Raw genomic sequence first — 19,015 nt, 5'->3', positions numbered from 1 at the left:
CGGCTTTTTTAACGTGCTGAACGGTGTTGCCCGACGCAGACGGGCCAGCGAGCCTCAGACCAGCACAAGGTTGTCTCGGTGGATTAACTCGGGTTCCAGCATGTAGCCAAGCACCGTTTCAATCTCACCGCTTGGGCGGCGCTGAATCAGCTTGGTTTCGGCGCTGCTGTAGTTCGTGAGACCGCGGGCGATTTCGCGGCCCGCCGCACTCAGACAGGCGATTACCTCGCCACGCGCAAACGCGCCCTGCACGCCGATAACGCCAATCGGCAGCAGGCTCTTGCCTCCCTCGGTGAGCTTTTCGACGGCGCCGTCGTCGATCACGACGTGCCCGCGAACCTGCAGGTGATCAGCCATCCATTGCTTGCGCGCGGCCATCCGCGCCGTGCGTGCAATCAATTGCGTGCCGATGGCTTCACCGGCTGCGAGCCGTGTCAGCACGTCAGGCTCCCGTCCGCTCGCAATCACCGTATTCGCGCCGCTATGGGCCGCGCGCTTGGCGGCAAGAATCTTGGTCAGCATGCCGCCGCGACCCAGGCTCGAACCCGCGCCGCCGGCCATTGCTTCGAGGTCCAGCGCCCCTGCGTCAGCCTGCTGAACCAGAGTGGCGGACGCGTCCTTACGCGGATCAGCCGTAAATAGACCTTTCTGATCGGTGAGGATGATCAGCGCATCCCCTTCGATCAGATTCGCCACCAGCGCGCCCAGCGTATCGTTGTCGCCGAACTTGATTTCGTCGGTTATGACGGTGTCGTTCTCGTTGATGATTGGCACTACGCCGAGGCGCAGAAGCGTCAACAGCGTTGAACGGGCGTTCAGATAACGCTCACGGTCGGCCAGGTCGGCGTGGGTAAGGAGAATCTGCGCCGTACGGATAGCGTGTTCCGCAAAGCGGCTCTCATACACCTGCGCAAGCCCCATCTGCCCAACAGCAGCGGCCGCCTGGAGCTCGTCGATTTCACGCGGACGTTTGGTCCAGCCGAGGCGCTGCATCCCTTCCGCGATGGCCCCTGAACTCACCAGCACAACTTCTTTACCCTGCGCGCGCAACGCGGCGATCTGCGCGGCCCAGCGGCCGATCGCGGCATGATCGAGGCCACGCCCGTCGTTGGTGACGAGGCTCGACCCGACTTTCACTACCAATCGCCTCGAATCTGCGATGACGGAACGCATTGTGCGCAGTCTCCCAAGATAATGCGTGATGCCGGCCGGCGGTCCACGACGGACCACCGACGCCCAAGCTATGCGTATTATTCCTGCGGCTGAATCGGCTCGCCCGGCTCACTCGATGCCGCGCCCGCCTGCTTCTCGCGGAAACGAACGTCGGCGGCCAGTTCTTCAGCTTCCGTCTGCCGCTGCGCGTCCGAATGCGCGGCAATGTGGTCGTACACCGCATAGCAAAGCGCTTCGCAGCCTTGGCCCGTCAGCGCCGAGATTTCGAAGACCGGACCGTCCCAGTCGAATCCTTTCAGGAACGCTCCAACGCGCGCCTCGCGCTCGTCTTCGGGCACCATATCCAGCTTGTTCAGCACCAACCAGCGGGTTTTCTCGAACAGTAACTCGTCGTACTTGCGCAGCTCATTGACGATTGCCTTGGCCTCCGCGACCGGATCGACCGCCTCGTCGAACGGTGCGAGATCGACGATATGCAGCAGCAAGCCCGTACGCTGCAAATGGCGCAGAAACTGGTGACCCAGGCCGGCGCCTTCGGCCGCGCCTTCGATCAGCCCGGGAATATCGGCGATCACGAAGCTGCGACTCGGCCCGACGCGAACCACGCCAAGATTCGGCGCGAGCGTGGTGAACGGGTAATCGGCGATCTTCGGCTTCGCATTCGAGACGGACGCGATAAACGTGGATTTGCCGGCATTCGGCATACCCAGCAAGCCGACATCGGCCAGCACCTTCAACTCCAGACGCACCATGCGGCGCTCACCGGGCTTACCGTCGGTTTTCTGCCGCGGCGCACGATTGGTACTGGACTTGAAATGCAGGTTGCCGAGGCCGCCCGGGCCGCCTTGGGCAATCATCACGCTCTGGTTATGCTCAGTCAGGTCGGCGATCAGCTCACCGGTTTCCATGTCCGAGATAATCGTGCCGACAGGCATGCGCAACGTGACGTCGTCGCCGCCCTTGCCGTAGCAGTCGGCGCCACGGCCGTTTTCACCGTTACGCGCCTGGTGCTTCTTCGCGTAACGGTAGTCGATCAGGGTGTTGATATTGCGGTCTGCGACTGCGTAGACGGTGCCGCCCCGGCCGCCATCGCCCCCATCCGGCCCACCGAACGGGACGAACTTCTCGCGGCGCATCGACGCGCTGCCATCCCCTCCGTCGCCGGCGATGACTTCGATCCTCGCTTCGTCAATGAACTTCATGCGTAACTCCGTCCCGTGTTTGTTGCCATTTTGCCGTGCCTGCAATGCGTTGACCAATCGACCGATCGGCCATCCGCGCAAGCTGACGACAATCCATCCAATAATGAACCTGCAATAAAAAAAGCCCCGCTAACTTCGCGGGGCCTTTGTTCCGGTCCTGAAGCCCGTGCCTGATTTAACTCAGGCTGCTGCCGGGACTACAACGACCGTGTGCTTCTTCGCTGCGCCTTTCGTCGTGAACTTGACGTGGCCGTCCGTCAGCGCGAACAAGGTGTGATCCTTGCCCATACCGACGTTTTCGCCCGGATGCATACGCGTGCCGCGTTGACGCACGATGATGCCGCCAGCGTTGATGGCTTGACCGCCGTACACCTTCACGCCGAGACGCTTCGACTCGGAGTCGCGGCCGTTACGTGACGATCCGCCTGCCTTTTTGTGTGCCATTTGATAGCTCCTTAACCGTTGCGCTTACGCGTTGATCGCGTCAATGCGCAGTTCGGTGTAGTTCTGGCGGTGGCCGCCATGCTTCTGGTAGTGCTTCCGACGACGCATCTTGAAGATGGTCACTTTTGCGTGACGACCTTGCGACACGACGGTAGCCTTGACGGAAGCCCCACTGACCAGCGGCGTACCGAACTTAATCGATTCGCCTTCGCCCACTGCGAGAACCTGGTCGAGCGTGATTTCAGCGTCAATGTCTGCCGGTATCTGTTCTACTTTAAGTTTTTCGCCGACGGCAACTTTATACTGCTTGCCACCGGTTTTTATGACCGCGTACATTGAGAACCTCACTCTGTGTTCATTTTCTCCACGCACCACGCGCGGAAACCCGTGATTATACATAGAGTTAGCTATCCGGTCAAAACTCATTGACAGACTGCGCAACGCTGCATAAAGGCCCCGTCAGCCGGGCGGCCGCGCCGCGATCCCACATGCTGCGGCCCGGAACTCCCGCGATTCGCCTTATAATTCGCGGCACTACCCAATTCAGCCATCATGTCGTCGACTGCCACCCCCTCCTCCAACGCCGCTAGCCTGCTCGCTCCAATCGCCGAAGACATGGAGCAGGTGAATCGCGTCATCCGGCACCGTTTGGCGTCGGACGTGATGCTGATCAACCAGATTTCCGAGTACATCATCAGCGCCGGCGGCAAGCGGCTGCGGCCCGCGCTGCTGCTGCTGGTGGCGGGCGCGCTGGGTGAAACCACGGGCTTTCGCCACGAACTGGCCGCCGTGGTCGAATTCATCCATACCGCGACCCTGCTGCACGACGACGTGGTGGACGAATCCGATCTGCGACGTGGCCGTCAAACGGCCAACGCGCTATTCGGCAACGCGGCCAGTGTGCTGGTAGGCGATTTCCTTTACTCGCGCTCGTTCCAGATGATGGTTGGGGTCGGCAAGATGCGCGTCATGGAAATCCTTGCGGAGGCGACTAACATCATCTCCGAAGGCGAAGTGCTGCAACTACTGAACATGCATGACGCAGACGTGGACGAAGCCCGCTACATGCAGGTGATCCGCTATAAAACGGCCAAGCTGTTCGAAGCGGCGTCCCAGCTTGGCGCCGTGCTGGCTGGCGCCGACGCCCCCACGGAAGCCGCCGCCGCCGAATTCGGCCGGCGCATCGGCACCGCCTTCCAGATCATGGACGACTGGCTCGACTACACCGGCACGGCTGAATCGATGGGCAAGAACGCCGGAGACGATCTGCGCGAGGGCAAACCGACGCTGCCGCTCATTTATCTGATCGAACGCGGCACGCCGGAGCAGTCGGCGCTGGCGCGCGAGGCGATCGAACAGGGCGGCACGGACCGCTTCGAGACCATCTTCGAGGCGATCACCCGCTCCGGCGCGTTGGATCACACGCTGGAGTGCGCCAAGCAGGAAGCACAGGCGGCAGCAGCGGCAATTTCTTCGTTTCCGGATTCCATTTACAAAGAAAGCCTGCTAGAATTATGTTCTTACTCGACGGCGAGACAGTCTTAAACAAGACCGAAACGCCGAATTAGTCTGAATCGAGTCATGCAGTACAAATCGGGGTGTAGCTTAGCCTGGTAGAGCGCTACGTTCGGGACGTAGAGGCCGGAGGTTCGAATCCTCTCACCCCGACCAATCTAACCTGTTGATTGGTCTAGTAATTCCATCAAATCAATGACTTAAGGAACGGTAGCAGCCGGTGTAACATACACCAACCGTTTCTAAGCCATGACAAATCACCTCTCCAAGCGCGGCAGCCGGTACTATTTCCGCCGCAAGATTCCCCTCGATCTACAGGCCCACTTTCAGGGCAGCAAAGAAATCGTCAAAGCCCTCGGCACGTCTGATCCAGCGGAAGCGCGTAAGCTCGTTCGCGAGGAAAGCGTACGCTATGACCGGGAATTCGACAGCCTGCGGAAACGCGCCGCCTCCGGCCAGCTAACGGGCGAAGCCCTGAAAGAATACGAGCGACAACGAGACGAGTACGAACGTGACTATCAGGAATGGTTCGACACGGAAGGCCGCCCGGACCCGCTGGAAGTCCAATTCGCGGAGCACGACAGGCAAGTAGCCCGCGAAGCCAAGCGCAAGGAAAAGCACGCCCGCCAGGTAGCTGCCTACGAGGAGGCACTTGCCCGCATCATGGCACAGGGCGGCGCGCTGCCCGCATTGCCAGTCTCTGCCACCCCCGTAACGCCCGCGCTTCAATCCGCCCCGTCTGGGTCTTCCGGCCACCTCGCTGCCCTTGTGGAACAGTGGGCCAACGAGCGCAAACCCGACACGCGCACCGTCGCTATTGCTAACAGGATCATTCTGCGGTTTTACGAGCATGTAGGCCGCATCCCGGTCGCTAGCATTAGCCGCGCGCATGTGATCGACTTCAAAAACAAGCTTCTGGAGTCCGGCCAGTCATCCGTCAACACCGACAAACACCTAACCATGCTGCGGGCGATCCTCAATTTCGCGGTCGATAACCTCCAGGCGCACAGTAACGCCGCACTAGGTGTAAAGGTGGGCGAGCGCAAGAACGCCAGGGCCGCCCGCCTCCCCTTCGATCTGCCCGCACTACAGGCCATCTTTGCCAGCCCGGTCTACGCGGGGGACGATCGCCCGGACGGCGGCGCAGGAGAGGCCTCGTACTGGCTGCCTCTACTCGCTCTCTTTACCGGCGCGCGCGTTGAAGAACTGGCTCAGCTACGGCCAGAGGATATCTACGAGGAAACGTACCGCAACACGGACGACAGCGAAAAACGCTGCTGGGTTCTCCGCATCACCAACGAGGGCGACGGGCAGGGCGTCAAGAATATCGGCAGTGTGCGACGCTTTCCCATTCACGGCGTATTGCTGGCCCGTGGCTTCGTGGAGTACGCACAGGCCCAACGCGGCAAGGCGCGCATATTCTCCGAGCTTAAGCCCGACACAATGGGCGCGGAGTCGGGTAACTGGTCCAAATGGTTCGGCAAGTACCTGCGCCGCGTTTGCAAGGTCACGGACCCGAAAATGGTCTTTCACAGCTTTCGCCACGGCTTCAAGGACATGTGCCGCGAAGCTGGGATATCAGACGAGGTATCGGACGCGCTATCGGGCCATGCCAGCGGCAAGGTATCACGCCGGTACGGCGGTCTGTCCTACCCACTCGCGCCGCTCGTTGAAGCCGTGTCCCGCATCCGCGTATCGGGCCTTAAACTGCCTTAATGCCACGTACATGGGGACTTTGCGAAGAAGTTGAGCTAATTGGACGCCGGAGGCCGCTTTACTTTGGTTGAGCGCGTCTGCCTCTTTGGAGGTTCCTTCGGGAACTTCGCGAGCACCTCATCCACGGCAGCCTTGAGCCGACGGCAGTTCCCCGCCCGCCATTCCTTTAGCTCCGCCGTCCGCTGTCTCGCCAGTTCTTCCGGGCTCGGCGCGTTTGGGTCCGGTCCCAACCTCGCTGTTCCGTATAACGGATGCTCCGGCCAGTTGCGGGCGGCTACCATGCACTCCTGCAACACGTTCCTTGATCGGGCTTTCTTGATCAGTTCCCCGGTCTGGTCGTTCCGTTGCTCCGGCCACTCACCCGGCATGTAGATCGAGTACCAGTCGTCTAGGTCTGCCGTTTTCCATACGAACGCCTCAAGCCGGTAGTGACAAGGGGCAATATCCACCGCTAGGAGTTCGCCTGTAGCCTCATCTCGGCCCTTCGCCGGGCCTATCAGGTATCCTTCTTTGTCGGCTTCAATGATCGGGTATGCCCCGCGTCTATGCCTGAAGCGGCGATGCCCAACATATACCATGAACGCTTCGCCCAGTAGCGCCGCCATGTGTGAAGCAGCGCTCTCGAAGTTCATCCGCGCGAACGTCTCAAAGAAAAGGTCGCCGGGAAGCAGACCTAAGGTCATTTCCACGACCAGGATATAAGGTACAAAAACGCCGTCCACGTCGCGGGGTGGATGCCTTTTTCCGCTGAGTTCGAAGTGGAGTCGCACCCGGTCCTCATACGATGTGATGCCGTCTCGCGTCGTCTCGTGCTGGCCCAATTCAAAAATAACCAATGAACCGCGCATGCTCCGGACCCTCGACGGGAAGCGCATATCCATTGCCATCCTGAGGTATCCGCATATCTGGCCCAGACGCGGCGGCGCGTTGAATCCGCAGTCGTATATCTTTTGGCATCGCAGTAATGCTATCGTACCCGCCGTTATGAGTTCTACTCGGTGATCCAGTATCCGACCTCGATTGGACGATAGCGACCCTCAAACGCATTGAGTGCTGACTCAAACTGCACCATGGCTAATACAGCGTCGCTCATTTGCGGCAATTCTCCGTCATCCAAGAGTTCAAGATATTTCCCGGCAGGCTCATCTTTCAAGAAAACAAGCAAATCTTCCAGTACGCGGTTGACGATCCGCACCTTGTTGGCGCTCATTGTTGCTTCTGGCTTCTTCTTCGATAATTCCCTGATTTCGCTCAAAATACCGGAGAAAATAGGGCTAGTAGCCTCATATTTGTTGACGAATTCCTGTGTCGTAACTTGCCGATGTTGATTTCCGTCACTCATTTATTTGCCCCACCTACGCGAGTTGGCATGCTAGCCCGAATTCCGCTAGGCTTTCCTCCGACTACATACTGCCATGTGCTACTACTATAGACGACGCTATCCGAGCGGAATCTCTCAATTTGTTCCATATACAACCCCAAAATCATCGTTACGTCGCTATTGGTTGGGAGTGCGTCTTCGTCAAATCCATTGAAATCTTTTAGCGGCTTGTAGTCATCAATAACTTCGCCGGTTTCTGCCAAGACGCTGTTTACGATTTTTAGTTTAAATGTATTCAAGCCGTCATTTGACGACTTCTTTGTTAGCTGCGATATTTCAGAGTGGAGGCTTTGTAGCTGCCCAATCAATTTTTCCAAATTCTTGACATCAGCTTCAGTTTTCATAATTATTTTCTCCTGCGTCTATGGGCATTTTGATCTGAATTGATTGTAGTTTCTAACAATAACATCGATCGGATCGCGTTGCTTACTTTCGAATAACTCGACCATCTGAGCGATATCTTGATCCGTCAGGGCTATAATCGCCTTGCGCTGCCCCGACCACAGATCAATGGTTCGTTTCATTTCCGCTTTCTTCAACGGAGTTCGCGTCACAAAGATACCAAATCTGCCGAGTTCTTCGGCTAGATAGCGGTTTAATTGGTCGACATGTATTCGTTCAATGGACTGCACATTTTTCAGCTCCATTGTTATTTGCTTCGATCCATAATCCTTATGCATATCCGCCAAGAATGGCGTCGATGCAGTGTTATAGAAAACAAGGTCGCGGATACTGACTCCACTTTCCGTTCGTGCTTGCTCCTGAGCGAAGTCCAGCTTTGGATAGAGGAGTGAAGGCAATAGTTGCCCGAGCAACTCCTCATACTTTCGATCGGCCCCATCTTCTTTGCCTGTCGCAAGCTTCTGAATAGCCGCGAATTTACGCTTGGCAGATATCACCGGAATTTGTGAGAACAGTGGATCGCTATGACAATCATCAAAGGACCTTTCTTTCACTACGATATAGCGGTCAATCGCGCCGTAGTTTTCGCGGTTGTAGTTTAGGACTTCAACGCGAGTTAGTTCTTCGGGTGTATGTGATATTTCGTCTTGAGGACAATGTTTCTCGAAATAGTCATCGTAATTCAGCCAAGGGACATACCTTAACCAGCGTTTAGGGACAAAAACCAATGGTGAGCCCGTATTCGGATTAGCGGGCAAATTCAAATTTCCTTGTGTTTCAAACAAATTCTTTCTGTCGTCGTAGACATTACTTACTTTGGTTGACTGCGTGGGTATGCCTAATCGCTCGCATTGTTGAATGGTAAAATCAATGAGAAACGATTTCAAAAAACTGCAACAAATATCACTGATTCGGTCTTTCGAAATGCCGTCCACGTAGAACTGAATCTCTTCGATATGACGAAAGCCCGCGCGCCCATACTGCGGTATCCGCTTGAAAAGAGAGATAACCTCAGTGGCTTTCTCTTTGCCGATGCGCTTACCAACCCGAGTCGCGGAAGTTCCTAGTCCGACCTCTTCGCATTCAGAGGCCGCGACCAAGCTTGCAATCGCCTGTTGCTCTTGGCCATTCTTGGCGAGATAGCCGAGATTGTTAAATGCGTTCAGAAGACTCGTATGGAGTGAGCGATCTTGCTGGGAAGGTGATCGCCACAGCATGAACGGATCGACATACAACGGAATATCTTCGTCAATGAATGGAATAGCGAAATCCAGTTCCGATTGGGGCAGAAGAATGCCATGGTGGTCTGTTAAACGCGGTCTAATGAGTGCCATGTATTGTTTTGCTTTTTCGCGTGCGGACTAAGGACATCTCAAGATTGTCATTGATCATATCCGAAAGGCTCTTCGCCAAATCATTCGGCGGATGCACGTTTAACTGTAGCGGTGCCTATGCCGAAGCGCTCTGCCGTTTGTTTGATACTCGCGCCGTTTTCGGTCCGCCATGCCTTGATAATCGCGTAATCGACGGTACGTTGCCGCCCTGCATACTTTCCTTTGGCCTTAGCGATCGCCACCCCGCGCCGCTGCATTTCTGCCCGGTTTTTATAGTCGGCTTCACCTTGCGCAGCCATGAAAGCGAGCACGGCGTCGCGCGTCGCTTTTTCGATGGGGTCGGTGGCTCGCCCGTCAAAAGTCATCCCGTTAAGGGTGCACTCCACGCGAACGCCCAGCTCAATAAGGCGACGCATGGTCCGGTGCAGTTCGTCGTATCGGCGGCTGATCCGGTCAAGCCAGCGGACAATAAGCACGCCGCCGTGCCGCAGATCGTGCTCAACCTTCCGCCACTGCTCCCGGTCCCCCGGTGCGACGTGATACCCACTTACACCCTCGTCAATGAATACGTCCTTTTCGCTCACACCGTGGGCCTTTGCATCCTCGTATTGACTGGCAGCTGATTGTCCGTCTGTGGTGGAGATTCGGCCGTAGTACAGTTTCCGCATGGCTCAATATGGCTCGTTTGGATTGGTGGATCAATATTAACGAGTGGATCACCCCTGGTCAACCCAATTGAGCCATACACAACGCAGCGTCACACATGGATCGATTAGGTATACCCTATTGACCCACAGATACCGGCCACCCTTCCGCAAGCAATTCGCGATATCGCCGCGCCAGTGTGTGCGTGTGCCGCTTATCATCAATCCAGCACGCTACGTGGTACGCCCGGAGGTCGTGCGTCTTCCGCAACCATCGTTTATAGCGCAGTGCCGCGACAGTGTTAGCGCGAGCCAGGCCCGCGAAGTCTGACGGGTCCGCCACATACAGTGCAAACGCCTCCCGGTGCAACCGCCAGAACTCGATGTACGTGCGCATCCTGCGGATCAATGACCGCGCCTTATCTCCCCTAAGTTTCGCGGTTTTGCTGGCGTACCCCTCGCGCGTCCGTTGCAGCATCAACAGCGTCAACATTTCACCGTCGGTGTATCGGCTCGTCTCCACGAATCCCAACAGCGTATTGCAACTACCGCACAACGCAGCTCGCGTCATTCCGCTCTCATGGCAGTGGTCGCTCACCATGTCATTCCGTAGGGCTTTACGGCGGCAAATTTGGCAGGATCGCCCGTGGTGCCGCCAGTACTCCGTAATCCATTCCGCCTTGTCTTCGGCGGTCATCCGCCAGTGGTTCTCAGCCAACGCAATTCCCCAATATCATAACAATGGGCAGGTGAACTCCAGACCTGCGCCGCTCCCGGTTACCGCCTATACGATTCACGGCGATTTATTTCCGACGTGATACGGGGCTTTCAGCGAATTTCGTCGCTTCACATTCGCCCAACTTTCCGCAAACTTTTCACGCCGCTTTTCTCGGCCTTCCGGGTCGCTTCGGCGGGTCCACTTGCCGGGGTATCATCCAGTCCGGCGCACTCCCCGTCACCAGTGTCATAACCCGTACCGCCGTCTCTTGATCGGGGCGAGTTGGCAACCCCTCAAACACCTGTCGCAATCGCAGGTTACGCCCTTGCGGGTGCTTGCCGTCACACGGCTCTTCGACCCTCGGCAACTCGCGTGGCTTACCCTTCTTTCCGCCCGTCTGCGGCTGCATCCAAACCGGCCATGCTGCTATGCCGGGTCGTGTGTCCCGCCAGCACGAGTACACGATGCTTCGCCATACCGCCGCCTCTCGCCAGCGGTTCTGCTGCACCCGCCAAGCCAGCCGGATATCCTTGCGGTGCGCCCACGGGTGCGTATCGGCGGCTTCAGCGGCTTCCTGAATCCATTCGAACTGCTGGCGCATTGCTGCTTGTCTGTCCATCTCTGCCAGCCATATATGTTCGTTCGCCCGGTATTCCATCCATTTCCAATAGGTATGATTCCGTGCGTTCGCCCCCTTCGGCCACTCGGCCTTTTCTGGCGGGGACTTCCCGGCAAAGTGCTTACGCCACGCAGTCCTGTCCGCTAGCCGTTTCTGCACGGCCCATTGCTGCTGTAGGCTGTCTATTGCAACTACGCACCCCCATAGCCCCTCGTGCGGCTTCCGTAGCCACTGCTGCACCGCGCTCTTTGCCAGTTGGTTCGCCGCTCCGGTTTTGACTGCGACCGGCGGATCCATCGGCATCTCCGCTCCGCCCCAATCCTCCCGTTGCCATTGCAACCATTGCTCGGCCCGTAGCCTCTTGCCTGCCCATCGCATCCGTCTACCTGCCTCGTTGTGCTGACAACCAATAACGGGTCATGCAAGCCGCCCGCTTAACCTTGGGTATACACACCCACTACCCGACACTCACCAGCCCCACCGCGAGGCTATACGCTAGCCACCGCGTATGTTAAGCGATCACGAGACCCCGGGGGGGGGGTGTTCAAACTGCGTGACCTCCGATGCGGTGACACCGACAGTTCTCAATCGAAATATCGCAATGTCCAAAAAAAGGCGACGAAATCGTTCTGGCCAACTCCCTGCACTCTCGCGCGCAACGCGCGTGTGCGCGCACGCGTAGAACCACAAAGGTTTGCCGGCATGGTCTGGCACCAATATCGATCCTTCCCTTGCTGGGTAAGGGAATGCCGTTTAGACGCATGCATGGGCTTCGTATTAGATTAGGATTGCTTATGGCTTGCAGGCTACTGCCCAGCCCTCACGAGCGGTTTCTACCCCCCGTCTGATGGGCTGCATTCGCCCTCCAAGCCGATGGAGAGATCTGCCAAGAGCGGGCCACTCCAGTTCTGCCCGTCTTGCATTTCTCGGTCGGCCTAGTTAAGCAGCTTTCAGCACCTGGTACAGCGTTTCCCTGCTCACGCCGTAGTCCCGCGCAATGACCGCTTTCTTGTCGCCTTTGGCGGCGCGCTCCCGGATCGCAGCCTTGTCAGCCTCGTTCAACTTGCTACGCCCTGCACTCCCGATGCACCGGCCTGCGGCTTTCGCCTTCGCGATACCTTCTGCCTGTCTGCTGCGGATCATTGCCCGTTCGAACTGAGCGAACCCGGCGAGCATGGATAGCTCGGCATTTACCGTTTGCGTTAGACCGCACGCGGCCATGAAGGGACGTTCGACAATCGCAACTGGATCACCGACAATCCATGCCTTTAAATCCCCAGAGCAGAGCAGCGATGAGTAATACTCGCGAAATCTTTTCGGCTACGGGGGGTGACGATGCGTTGTTCTAATTTCCGGGTGTGGGCGTATCGGACGCAAGTCCTTCTATCGGACAATCGTCTTTGATCGGCCTGAAGCGTTGCGCGAGTTGGTATTCTGGCCAAGGCGGGGTCGCCAGACGCGGAACGATTGACACCGAGGAGCACCCTGGGAAAGCGGCACGTGGTTTCACTTTCCAAATTTTGAAGGTTTTCTTATGCAAGCGCTATTTCTGGGTGCAGGGGCGTCATTCGATTGTGGAATGCAGTTGGTCAGTGAGTTGACAGCCGAATTGAAAAGATGGCTTCCGAAAGAAAAGCTAGAGAGGTTCAATGGGTTATGGCGGGCACGGGGCGGTGGCTGGAGCGACGAATTGATTTCGATGCTCACTTCGCTCCTGAGTAACAAAGATATGCATTACGAAAACATTATTGGCGCGATCGAAGTCGCATTTTCCCGAGAAAGGGATCAAGAGAAACGTCGAAATCTACATGCAATAAATGGATTTTTGCTCCAGGCAGTTCGTGGTCTTTTGATGGAGCGGCAAATAAAGAATCTCCCTTTTTCAACCAGTGCCTTAGATGATTTTGGTGGAATCACCAAACTAGTTGAGGAAAATAAACCCTTATGGATATTTTCAATTAATCACGACCTCATTATCGAGTCGCTCGCGGGGAAATTTTCTATCCCAATCAAATCGGGTTTTAAAGAGATTGTCGAAATAGAAATGGGATCCGGTGACGGAGAGTCACAGAGCGTAAGTTTTGAGCGCCTACCTCGCGCCAGCATCGAAGCAAACGACTATGACTTCTTCATGCCCGGTGAGGTTGGTATAAATCTTATAAAAATACATGGCGCGTTAGATATTTTTGCACAGGGTGACGAGTTAAGTTACGTTAAAATTGCTGCGCAAAATGGCGACGCTAGTTCGTATGTTCAGCAGCTAGCCTTAATTAGCTCGATCGATCTCGCGCTGGGGCAAAGGGATGGCGTTCGCGCGATAAATGAAAATATCTACATTGATTCCCATGGTGAAATACAATTTCTGCGGAATACACTGCTCTCGGGTGCGCACAAATTTACCCCGCACATGCATCAACTCGCGCCACCTGAATTTTTTGAACTGTTTCGTCGATGTGTTAACTATGCATCGGAGCTGATCTGCATTGGTTATGGATTTGGCGATCGTCACATTGACGAAACCTTGGTTGATTGGCTTTCTCTATCTGACGATCGACAACTGAAGATCGTAAATCCTGGAATATCCAACTGCCCGAGTAGGTTCGGACATCTTTTCAATCAAGTTTCTCTGGCTCAGCACGGCGCTGCCGACTACTTCCTAAACCTCGGTGGCGATTCAAGAACATACACTCAGAAAGCCATGCGGGCGATTCGGACGAGAAAAAGGGCACAGATGATGACTGAACTTCTTGGGAATCCCTAGCGCATTAAGCTTTCGGCCGTTAGCCCCAATAACCCTCTTTCACGATGGCAGCACACTTCGTAGGAAGTTGCTGCTACTGTTCCTTGAGTTCGAGCTGGTGTTGGCAATGATTTGTCACATACTCAAGCCACGAATCGTACCAATACCACTGACCTGCTACCGATGTGCCGAAATTCCTTTTCGGGTCTTTTGCGTTTTCTTTTTTCCAGAGTGTAGTATGATCGTGCATGGTAAAACTTTTAAAACCTTTATCTTGCATTAATTCGACTATTCGCGAAGGTAGATATTTCGTTTTTTCGGTTTCCTTGATAACGGCGTAATGCTGATTTACATCTTTCGCAAGATCCGAATCAGATTTAATAAACTCGATGACTTTATCCGCCTGCCCCTTCTTATTTACGCTCTTAGGAACGAATAAGACGCGATAGGCGAATCGTGGATCATTAAAAACATCTTCGGTTAGTTTGGCATCAAACGCGTTTATATACGCCCGAATATGAGCGGGCAGACCTTTTGCACCGTCCAAGGTCTTCACCTGCTCGGTATCGATTGAGGAAAATTGCAGGCTAAACGATAAGTGCTTGTCAATGCCGTGTGCATCGCCAAAAAGTTTTTTGACCAGATCATTGTAGTTGAGGCAACATGCCTGAAATCGAGCGCTCAACTGTTCGTCAAGCCGCGTGGTCATTTGATGTTCGATTTCATGTCTTAGCCCGATAAGAAAAGCCAGGTTCGTCGCGCTGCTCTCTTCAACAGGTGAATTCCTAATTTTCAAACACTGTGCGAGGTCCCAATACCGAAAAGCGCCTTGACCCGTATGCTCGAAGACCCTACGTGCACCAGAAATTTTGTGATAGCGGTATTCAATGCCATTTTTTCGGTAGTGTGCATGAAGTAAATACGTCCATGCGATAACCATCAAAACTATGAACGTCTCAGACTTAAATGTGATCGACGGACTGTTAAAAATCTGAACTGCAGATAATGCTGCTTCGCGAGACTTTTTGATCAATTCGTTTGCTATTGACCCTATCGTCCGTACCCGCTTGCTTGCCGCCTTTGCCAAGGTCGTCTCCTCATAATTTTATCGCATGCTTTTCTCGCCATTGCAGAACAGTCATTGCGTGAGCGCTTATTGCGTATCGCGATAAATCAGCATTTCGACCAGTATAGGCGATGCGGCGGAGAGGATTCCGCGTCAGATACAAGTTGCTTTAAGGGATGAGTACCGTGCTGACCGGCGGGCATGCCTGCCGGTCCCCGTACCGATTGCTCGACTACCGAGGCAGGGCAGTCTCAGTAATTCAGTATTTACAATCTCACGGAACGCGCCCCGGTCTCACTAATTCCGCGTTCTTGCGGAGGCCGGTGCAACCGTCGCTTCGCTAACTTCGGCGGTTGGAGCGCTCCCCGCCAGTCACGAACCGGCGTACGACAGCGAGCGTCTATTCGTCGGATCGCAAAATCCGGTCGTTGCATTCTCCGCGACGGCTTTAATTTTGGCCCCAATTTCTGCCCGGGTTTAGCGGAAAAACCTGCTACACTCAGCCGTCACCGCTGTTACGCCTCACGTTGTAAGTTATTGATTTTGAATGGGCTGAGCGATTCGAATCCTCTCACCCCGACCAGATTTTGAAAAAACCGTGCGTTGGCGCGGTTTTTTTTCGCCTACACGTTTCCAGGTTCTTCCCGTCTTCTTCGGTCACGTCTCGGCGCGAAGTCTGATCCGGTTCTTACCGCAATTGTACGTGCTGAACGATGCAAACCGTCCGAATCTTCCTACGCCATGCGGCCGGGAAGGCGTGCGCGGCACCCTCTGCTATATTCTTCCAATCCTGCCCCCTTCTCCAGTTCGCGACACGTGGAACAACTACCCTTATGGGCGCAGATAGGTGCAGTCTTCCTGCTGCTTATCTGCTCCAGTTTCTTTTCGATCTCCGAAACGGCGATGATGGCGCTCAACCGCCACCGCCTGAAGCATCTCTCCAATCAAGGTGCTTTAGGCGCCAGGACCACGCAAGGGCTACTCGTACACACCGATCAGCTCCTGAGCGTGATCCTGATCGGCAACAATCTGTTCAACACCATCATTCCAGTGCTGACCACCTCGGTCGCGCTGCATACCTTCGGGCGGAACAATCTCGTTCTGTCGATCTCGACCGGCATCGTCGCATTCCTGATCATCGTCTTTGCGGAAATCACGCCCAAGATTGTCGGCGCCACATTTCCGGAAAAGATTGCGCTCCCGGCAAGCCTGCTCATCGCGCCGCTCATGCGAGTGGCGCGCCCCGTCGTCTGGTTTGTCAATCTGTTCGCCAACGGCATTCTTCGCGTGCTGCATATCAACACGAAGGGCGGGTCCGATCAGCGCCTCTCGACGGAGGAGTTGCGCACCATCGTGCTCGAATCGGGCAGCTTCATGCCCACCAAGCACCGCAGCATCCTGTTGAATCTGTTCGACCTGGAAAACATCTCTGTCGACGACGTGATGATTCCCCGCCGCCGCATCGAAGCGCTCGATTTCGATGCCCCGTTCGAACAGATCCTCCATCAACTCGAGACCTGCTATCACAACAAGCTGATCGTCTATCAGGGCGACATCGATCGTGTGCTTGGCGTCCTTCACGTGCGCAAGACGCTCTCCGCTTTGCATAATCAGGAACTCGAACGCGAGACGCTGCGCGAACTGCTTGCGGAGCCCTATTTCGTACCGAGCGGCACGCCCGTGTTCCAGCAACTTCAGTACTTCCAGGAAAGCCGCCACCGCACGGCGCTGGTGGTGAACGAGTATGGCGAGCTGCAGGGGCTTGTCACGCCGGAAGACATCATCGAAGAGCTGATCGGCGAATTCACCACGTCGATCCCACGCGGCGCCAATTCGCGCGGTGGCTGGAACGAAGACGGCGAGTGCATCGTCGCGGGCAGCATGCCGCTGCGGGAGCTGAACCGCTGGCTCCATCTCACGCTGCCCACCGACGGCCCCAAGACACTCAATGGCCTGATTCTCGAGATCCTCGAGGAAATTCCCGACGGCGACGTGTGCCTGCAGATCCGCGACGTCAAGCTCGAAGTGATGCGTAGTGACGACCAGGCTGTTCGCACCGTCAAACTCTTCAAACCTGTCGAGCGCACAGCGGCCAAAATCGGCAAAGCGTCACAGGGTTGAGACGGCATGTGCGTGAGTCTGACGACTGCGAAACGTCAGGCGTTCTGACTGCTTGAAGGAACACGGTCAGCGGATCTTTTACGCTTCGCGCGGCTTGGCCATCTGGCCGAATAGCGGTGCAAAGCCTCATACCGGATGATGGAGTCGTCATGTTTTAAAGGCGGCTCACGGCCGGTTCCAGATGTCCTCTCCTCCCCGCTTCGCACCAGCTGCCGCTGCGCTAGATCCAACGTATTTGCCGGCGTCCACTGAACCGCTTCGTATCACTGCGGCCGACTCTGAACTCACCGTCACCCGTGCCACGCGTCCTTTCCAAAGCGCTATCCGCGAAGATAATTCCCGCCAGGACGCGGTCTCGGGCTTCGCTGAGGCCGACAATACACCGGCGGTCCGTCTGCTCACCGACACCTTGCGCGAGGCCACGCGCCGCAACGCATCAGACCTGCATGTCGAGCCAGCTGAACATGGCTGGCGCATGCGTCTGCGCATAGACGGTGTGTTGCACGCGCTTGCGGCACCGCCTGCGCATTTACGCGAAGCGTTCATTACCCGCGTGAAAGTCCTCGCGCGCATGGACATTGCAGAACGACGCGTGCCGCAGGATGGACGCCTGCGTATTGCGACGACACCTGGCCGGTATGAGGACTACCGCGTCAATTCACTGCCCACCCTCTTCGGCGAAAAGCTGGTGCTGCGGCGACTGGACGCGCTACCTACGACGCTAACACTCGACTCGCTCGGTCTCACGCCATGGCAACGCGATACCGTTCAGGCGGCCATCACCGCACCACACGGCCTGGTGCTGGTGACGGGCCCGACCGGCAGCGGCAAGACGCTCTCGCTGTACTGCTTTTTGCAACTGCTCAATGGCGAATCGCGCAACCTCTGTTCGGTGGAAGACCCGGCTGAAATCCAGCTTGCCGGTATCAATCAGGTCAGCGTGCGCGAAAAGGCGGGCCTTACGTTCGCGGTCGCGCTGCGCGCGTTCCTGCGTCAGGATCCGGACGTGATCATGGTCGGCGAGATCCGCGACGAAGAGACCGCCGACGTCGCCGTCAAGGCCGCGCAAACCGGCCACCTGGTGCTCTCCACGCTGCACACCAACGATGCGCCCGCCGCCGTCGCCCGCCTGATCGACATCGGCGTCGAGCCATATAACCTCGCCGCTGCGTTACGCATGGTGACAGCGCAACGGCTCGTCAGACGCCTGTGCGTCGCGTGTCGCACTCTAATGCCGCAATCGTCGGCGGCGTTACGCGCAGCGGGCTTTGCCGATGAGCAACTGGATGGCTGGCAGCCCTACAGCGCCGTGGGTTGCGCAGCGTGCCACGGTATCGGATACCGTGGACGCGTTGGGATTCACCAGGTCATGCCGGTCTCCGATGCGATGAGTGAACTGATCGTTGAGAGGGCAGGCACCCATACGCTCGCCCAGCTTGCCCAGGCGGAGCGCGTGGGCACGCTGCGCGAGGCGGCACTCAACCGCGTGCGGGACGGCACGACCAGTCTCAGCGAAGCGCTCAGCGCAACCGAAGTCGCATGACGAACATTGTTCATCAAATTGACTCGCGCGAAATGCGTTTCGTCTGGCGCGGTGTTGACGCAATGGGAGTTCAGCGAAGCGGCACGCTCATCGCGCCGGACACCGACGCAGCCCGAGCCCTTCTCAAGCGTGACAACCTGTTCGTGGTCGCAATGGTGGCCCGAGGGCCGGCACCGCGGCCGCAAGCGCGTGCAGCCGAAATCACCCGCTTTACCCGTCAGTTGGCCAGTCTGCTGCGTGCCGGACTGCCGCTCGCGCCGTCGCTTGAATTGCTCGGGCAAGCGCCCACGCCACGGCAGCGCGGCATGTCGCGCATCGTAGGCGTACTGGCCCGTGACATCACGAGCGGCCTGAGCTTTTCTGCCGCTCTCGCCAGACATCCGGCTCAATTCAACGC

General features: G+C 56.6%; 19 protein-coding genes and 1 tRNA gene. 7 read left to right on the top strand and 13 right to left on the bottom strand.

What is annotated here, in order from left to right; genetic code table 11:
- Positions 1-54 precede the first annotated feature (54 nt).
- The 4 genes from proB to rplU all read right to left on the bottom strand — a co-directional run bounded on the left by proB (position 55) and on the right by rplU (position 3,155).
- Complete coding sequence (proB, locus tag WCA85_RS19955) at positions 55-1,173, bottom strand: glutamate 5-kinase (RefSeq protein WP_424066604.1); 1,119 nt, start codon at positions 1,171-1,173, stop codon at positions 55-57.
- Positions 1,174-1,250: 77 nt separating this feature from the next.
- Positions 1,251-2,375, bottom strand: coding sequence for an Obg family GTPase CgtA (gene cgtA, locus WCA85_RS19950; protein WP_424066603.1), 1,125 nt, complete (start codon positions 2,373-2,375; stop codon positions 1,251-1,253).
- A 180-nt stretch (positions 2,376-2,555) separates the two neighbouring features.
- A complete protein-coding gene (rpmA, locus tag WCA85_RS19945) occupies positions 2,556-2,819 on the bottom strand; it encodes a 50S ribosomal protein L27 (protein WP_424066602.1) in 264 nt (87 codons plus the stop codon).
- A gap of 24 nt (positions 2,820-2,843) precedes the next feature.
- Entirely contained in the window at positions 2,844-3,155 is a 312-nt protein-coding gene (rplU, locus tag WCA85_RS19940) for a 50S ribosomal protein L21 (protein WP_007180329.1), read from the bottom strand.
- Positions 3,156-3,371: 216 nt separating this feature from the next.
- Here rplU and WCA85_RS19935 point away from each other — a divergent pair, with 216 nt between their 5' ends.
- The 3 genes from WCA85_RS19935 (at position 3,372) to WCA85_RS19925 (ending at position 6,050) form a co-directional block, all read left to right on the top strand.
- Positions 3,372-4,364 carry a polyprenyl synthetase family protein gene (locus WCA85_RS19935; protein ID WP_424066601.1) on the top strand — a complete coding sequence of 331 codons (993 nt, stop codon included), beginning with the start codon at positions 3,372-3,374 and terminating at the stop codon, positions 4,362-4,364.
- A 49-nt stretch (positions 4,365-4,413) separates the two neighbouring features.
- Positions 4,414-4,490, top strand: a tRNA-Pro gene (locus WCA85_RS19930).
- Positions 4,491-4,583: 93 nt separating this feature from the next.
- The gene (locus WCA85_RS19925) at positions 4,584-6,050 is read left to right on the top strand and encodes a DUF6538 domain-containing protein (protein ID WP_424066600.1); all 1,467 of its coding nucleotides are present in this window, start codon (positions 4,584-4,586) and stop codon (positions 6,048-6,050) included.
- A gap of 35 nt (positions 6,051-6,085) precedes the next feature.
- Here WCA85_RS19925 and WCA85_RS19920 read toward each other — a convergent pair whose 3' ends face one another.
- From WCA85_RS19920 to WCA85_RS19885, 8 genes are all read right to left on the bottom strand, one after another.
- Positions 6,086-6,937: a hypothetical protein gene (locus WCA85_RS19920; protein ID WP_424066599.1), complete on the bottom strand. Its 852-nt coding sequence runs from the start codon at positions 6,935-6,937 to the stop codon at positions 6,086-6,088.
- A gap of 104 nt (positions 6,938-7,041) precedes the next feature.
- Positions 7,042-7,392, bottom strand: coding sequence for a hypothetical protein (locus WCA85_RS19915; RefSeq protein ID WP_424066598.1), 351 nt, complete (start codon positions 7,390-7,392; stop codon positions 7,042-7,044).
- Positions 7,389-7,775, bottom strand: coding sequence for a hypothetical protein (locus WCA85_RS19910; protein ID WP_424066597.1), 387 nt, complete (start codon positions 7,773-7,775; stop codon positions 7,389-7,391). Before WCA85_RS19910 ends, WCA85_RS19915 begins: the two co-directional genes overlap by 4 nt.
- A gap of 18 nt (positions 7,776-7,793) precedes the next feature.
- A complete protein-coding gene (locus WCA85_RS19905) occupies positions 7,794-9,167 on the bottom strand; it encodes a hypothetical protein (protein ID WP_424066596.1) in 1,374 nt (457 codons plus the stop codon).
- Between the two features lie 80 nt (positions 9,168-9,247).
- A complete protein-coding gene (locus WCA85_RS19900) occupies positions 9,248-9,835 on the bottom strand; it encodes a recombinase family protein (protein ID WP_424066595.1) in 588 nt (195 codons plus the stop codon).
- Between the two features lie 115 nt (positions 9,836-9,950).
- A complete protein-coding gene (locus tag WCA85_RS19895) occupies positions 9,951-10,508 on the bottom strand; it encodes an endonuclease domain-containing protein (protein WP_424066612.1) in 558 nt (185 codons plus the stop codon).
- Between the two features lie 178 nt (positions 10,509-10,686).
- A complete protein-coding gene (locus WCA85_RS19890; protein ID WP_424066594.1) occupies positions 10,687-11,445 on the bottom strand; it encodes a hypothetical protein in 759 nt (252 codons plus the stop codon).
- A gap of 642 nt (positions 11,446-12,087) precedes the next feature.
- On the bottom strand, positions 12,088-12,324 hold the full coding sequence (locus WCA85_RS19885) for a recombinase family protein (RefSeq protein ID WP_424066593.1): 237 nt from the start codon (positions 12,322-12,324) through the stop codon (positions 12,088-12,090).
- A gap of 358 nt (positions 12,325-12,682) precedes the next feature.
- On the opposite strand from WCA85_RS19885, the gene WCA85_RS19880 reads away from it, so the two are divergent.
- Positions 12,683-13,909, top strand: coding sequence for a hypothetical protein (locus WCA85_RS19880; protein ID WP_424066592.1), 1,227 nt, complete (start codon positions 12,683-12,685; stop codon positions 13,907-13,909).
- Between the two features lie 73 nt (positions 13,910-13,982).
- Here the strand turns inward: WCA85_RS19880 and WCA85_RS19875 are convergent, their stop codons facing one another.
- Positions 13,983-14,975, bottom strand: a complete 993-nt coding sequence (locus WCA85_RS19875) for a DUF3644 domain-containing protein (RefSeq protein WP_424066591.1) — start codon at positions 14,973-14,975, stop codon at positions 13,983-13,985.
- A 795-nt stretch (positions 14,976-15,770) separates the two neighbouring features.
- Here WCA85_RS19875 and WCA85_RS19870 point away from each other — a divergent pair.
- From WCA85_RS19870 to WCA85_RS19860, 3 genes are all read left to right on the top strand, one after another.
- Positions 15,771-17,075, top strand: a complete 1,305-nt coding sequence (locus WCA85_RS19870; RefSeq protein WP_424066590.1) for an HlyC/CorC family transporter — start codon at positions 15,771-15,773, stop codon at positions 17,073-17,075.
- 181 nt (positions 17,076-17,256) lie between these two features.
- On the top strand, positions 17,257-18,618 hold the full coding sequence (locus WCA85_RS19865; RefSeq protein ID WP_424066589.1) for a GspE/PulE family protein: 1,362 nt from the start codon (positions 17,257-17,259) through the stop codon (positions 18,616-18,618).
- On the top strand, positions 18,615-19,015 hold a 401-nt coding region (locus WCA85_RS19860; RefSeq protein WP_424066588.1), incomplete at its 3' end, for a type II secretion system F family protein. The genes WCA85_RS19865 and WCA85_RS19860, both read left to right, overlap by 4 nt.

Origin of the sequence: Paraburkholderia sp., assembly GCF_049581445.1 — a bacterium.
Taxonomy (GTDB): Bacteria; Pseudomonadota; Gammaproteobacteria; order Burkholderiales; family Burkholderiaceae; genus Paraburkholderia.
The sequence above is the reverse complement of the archived record's forward strand: the minus strand, read 5'-3'. Positions and strand labels throughout refer to the sequence as shown.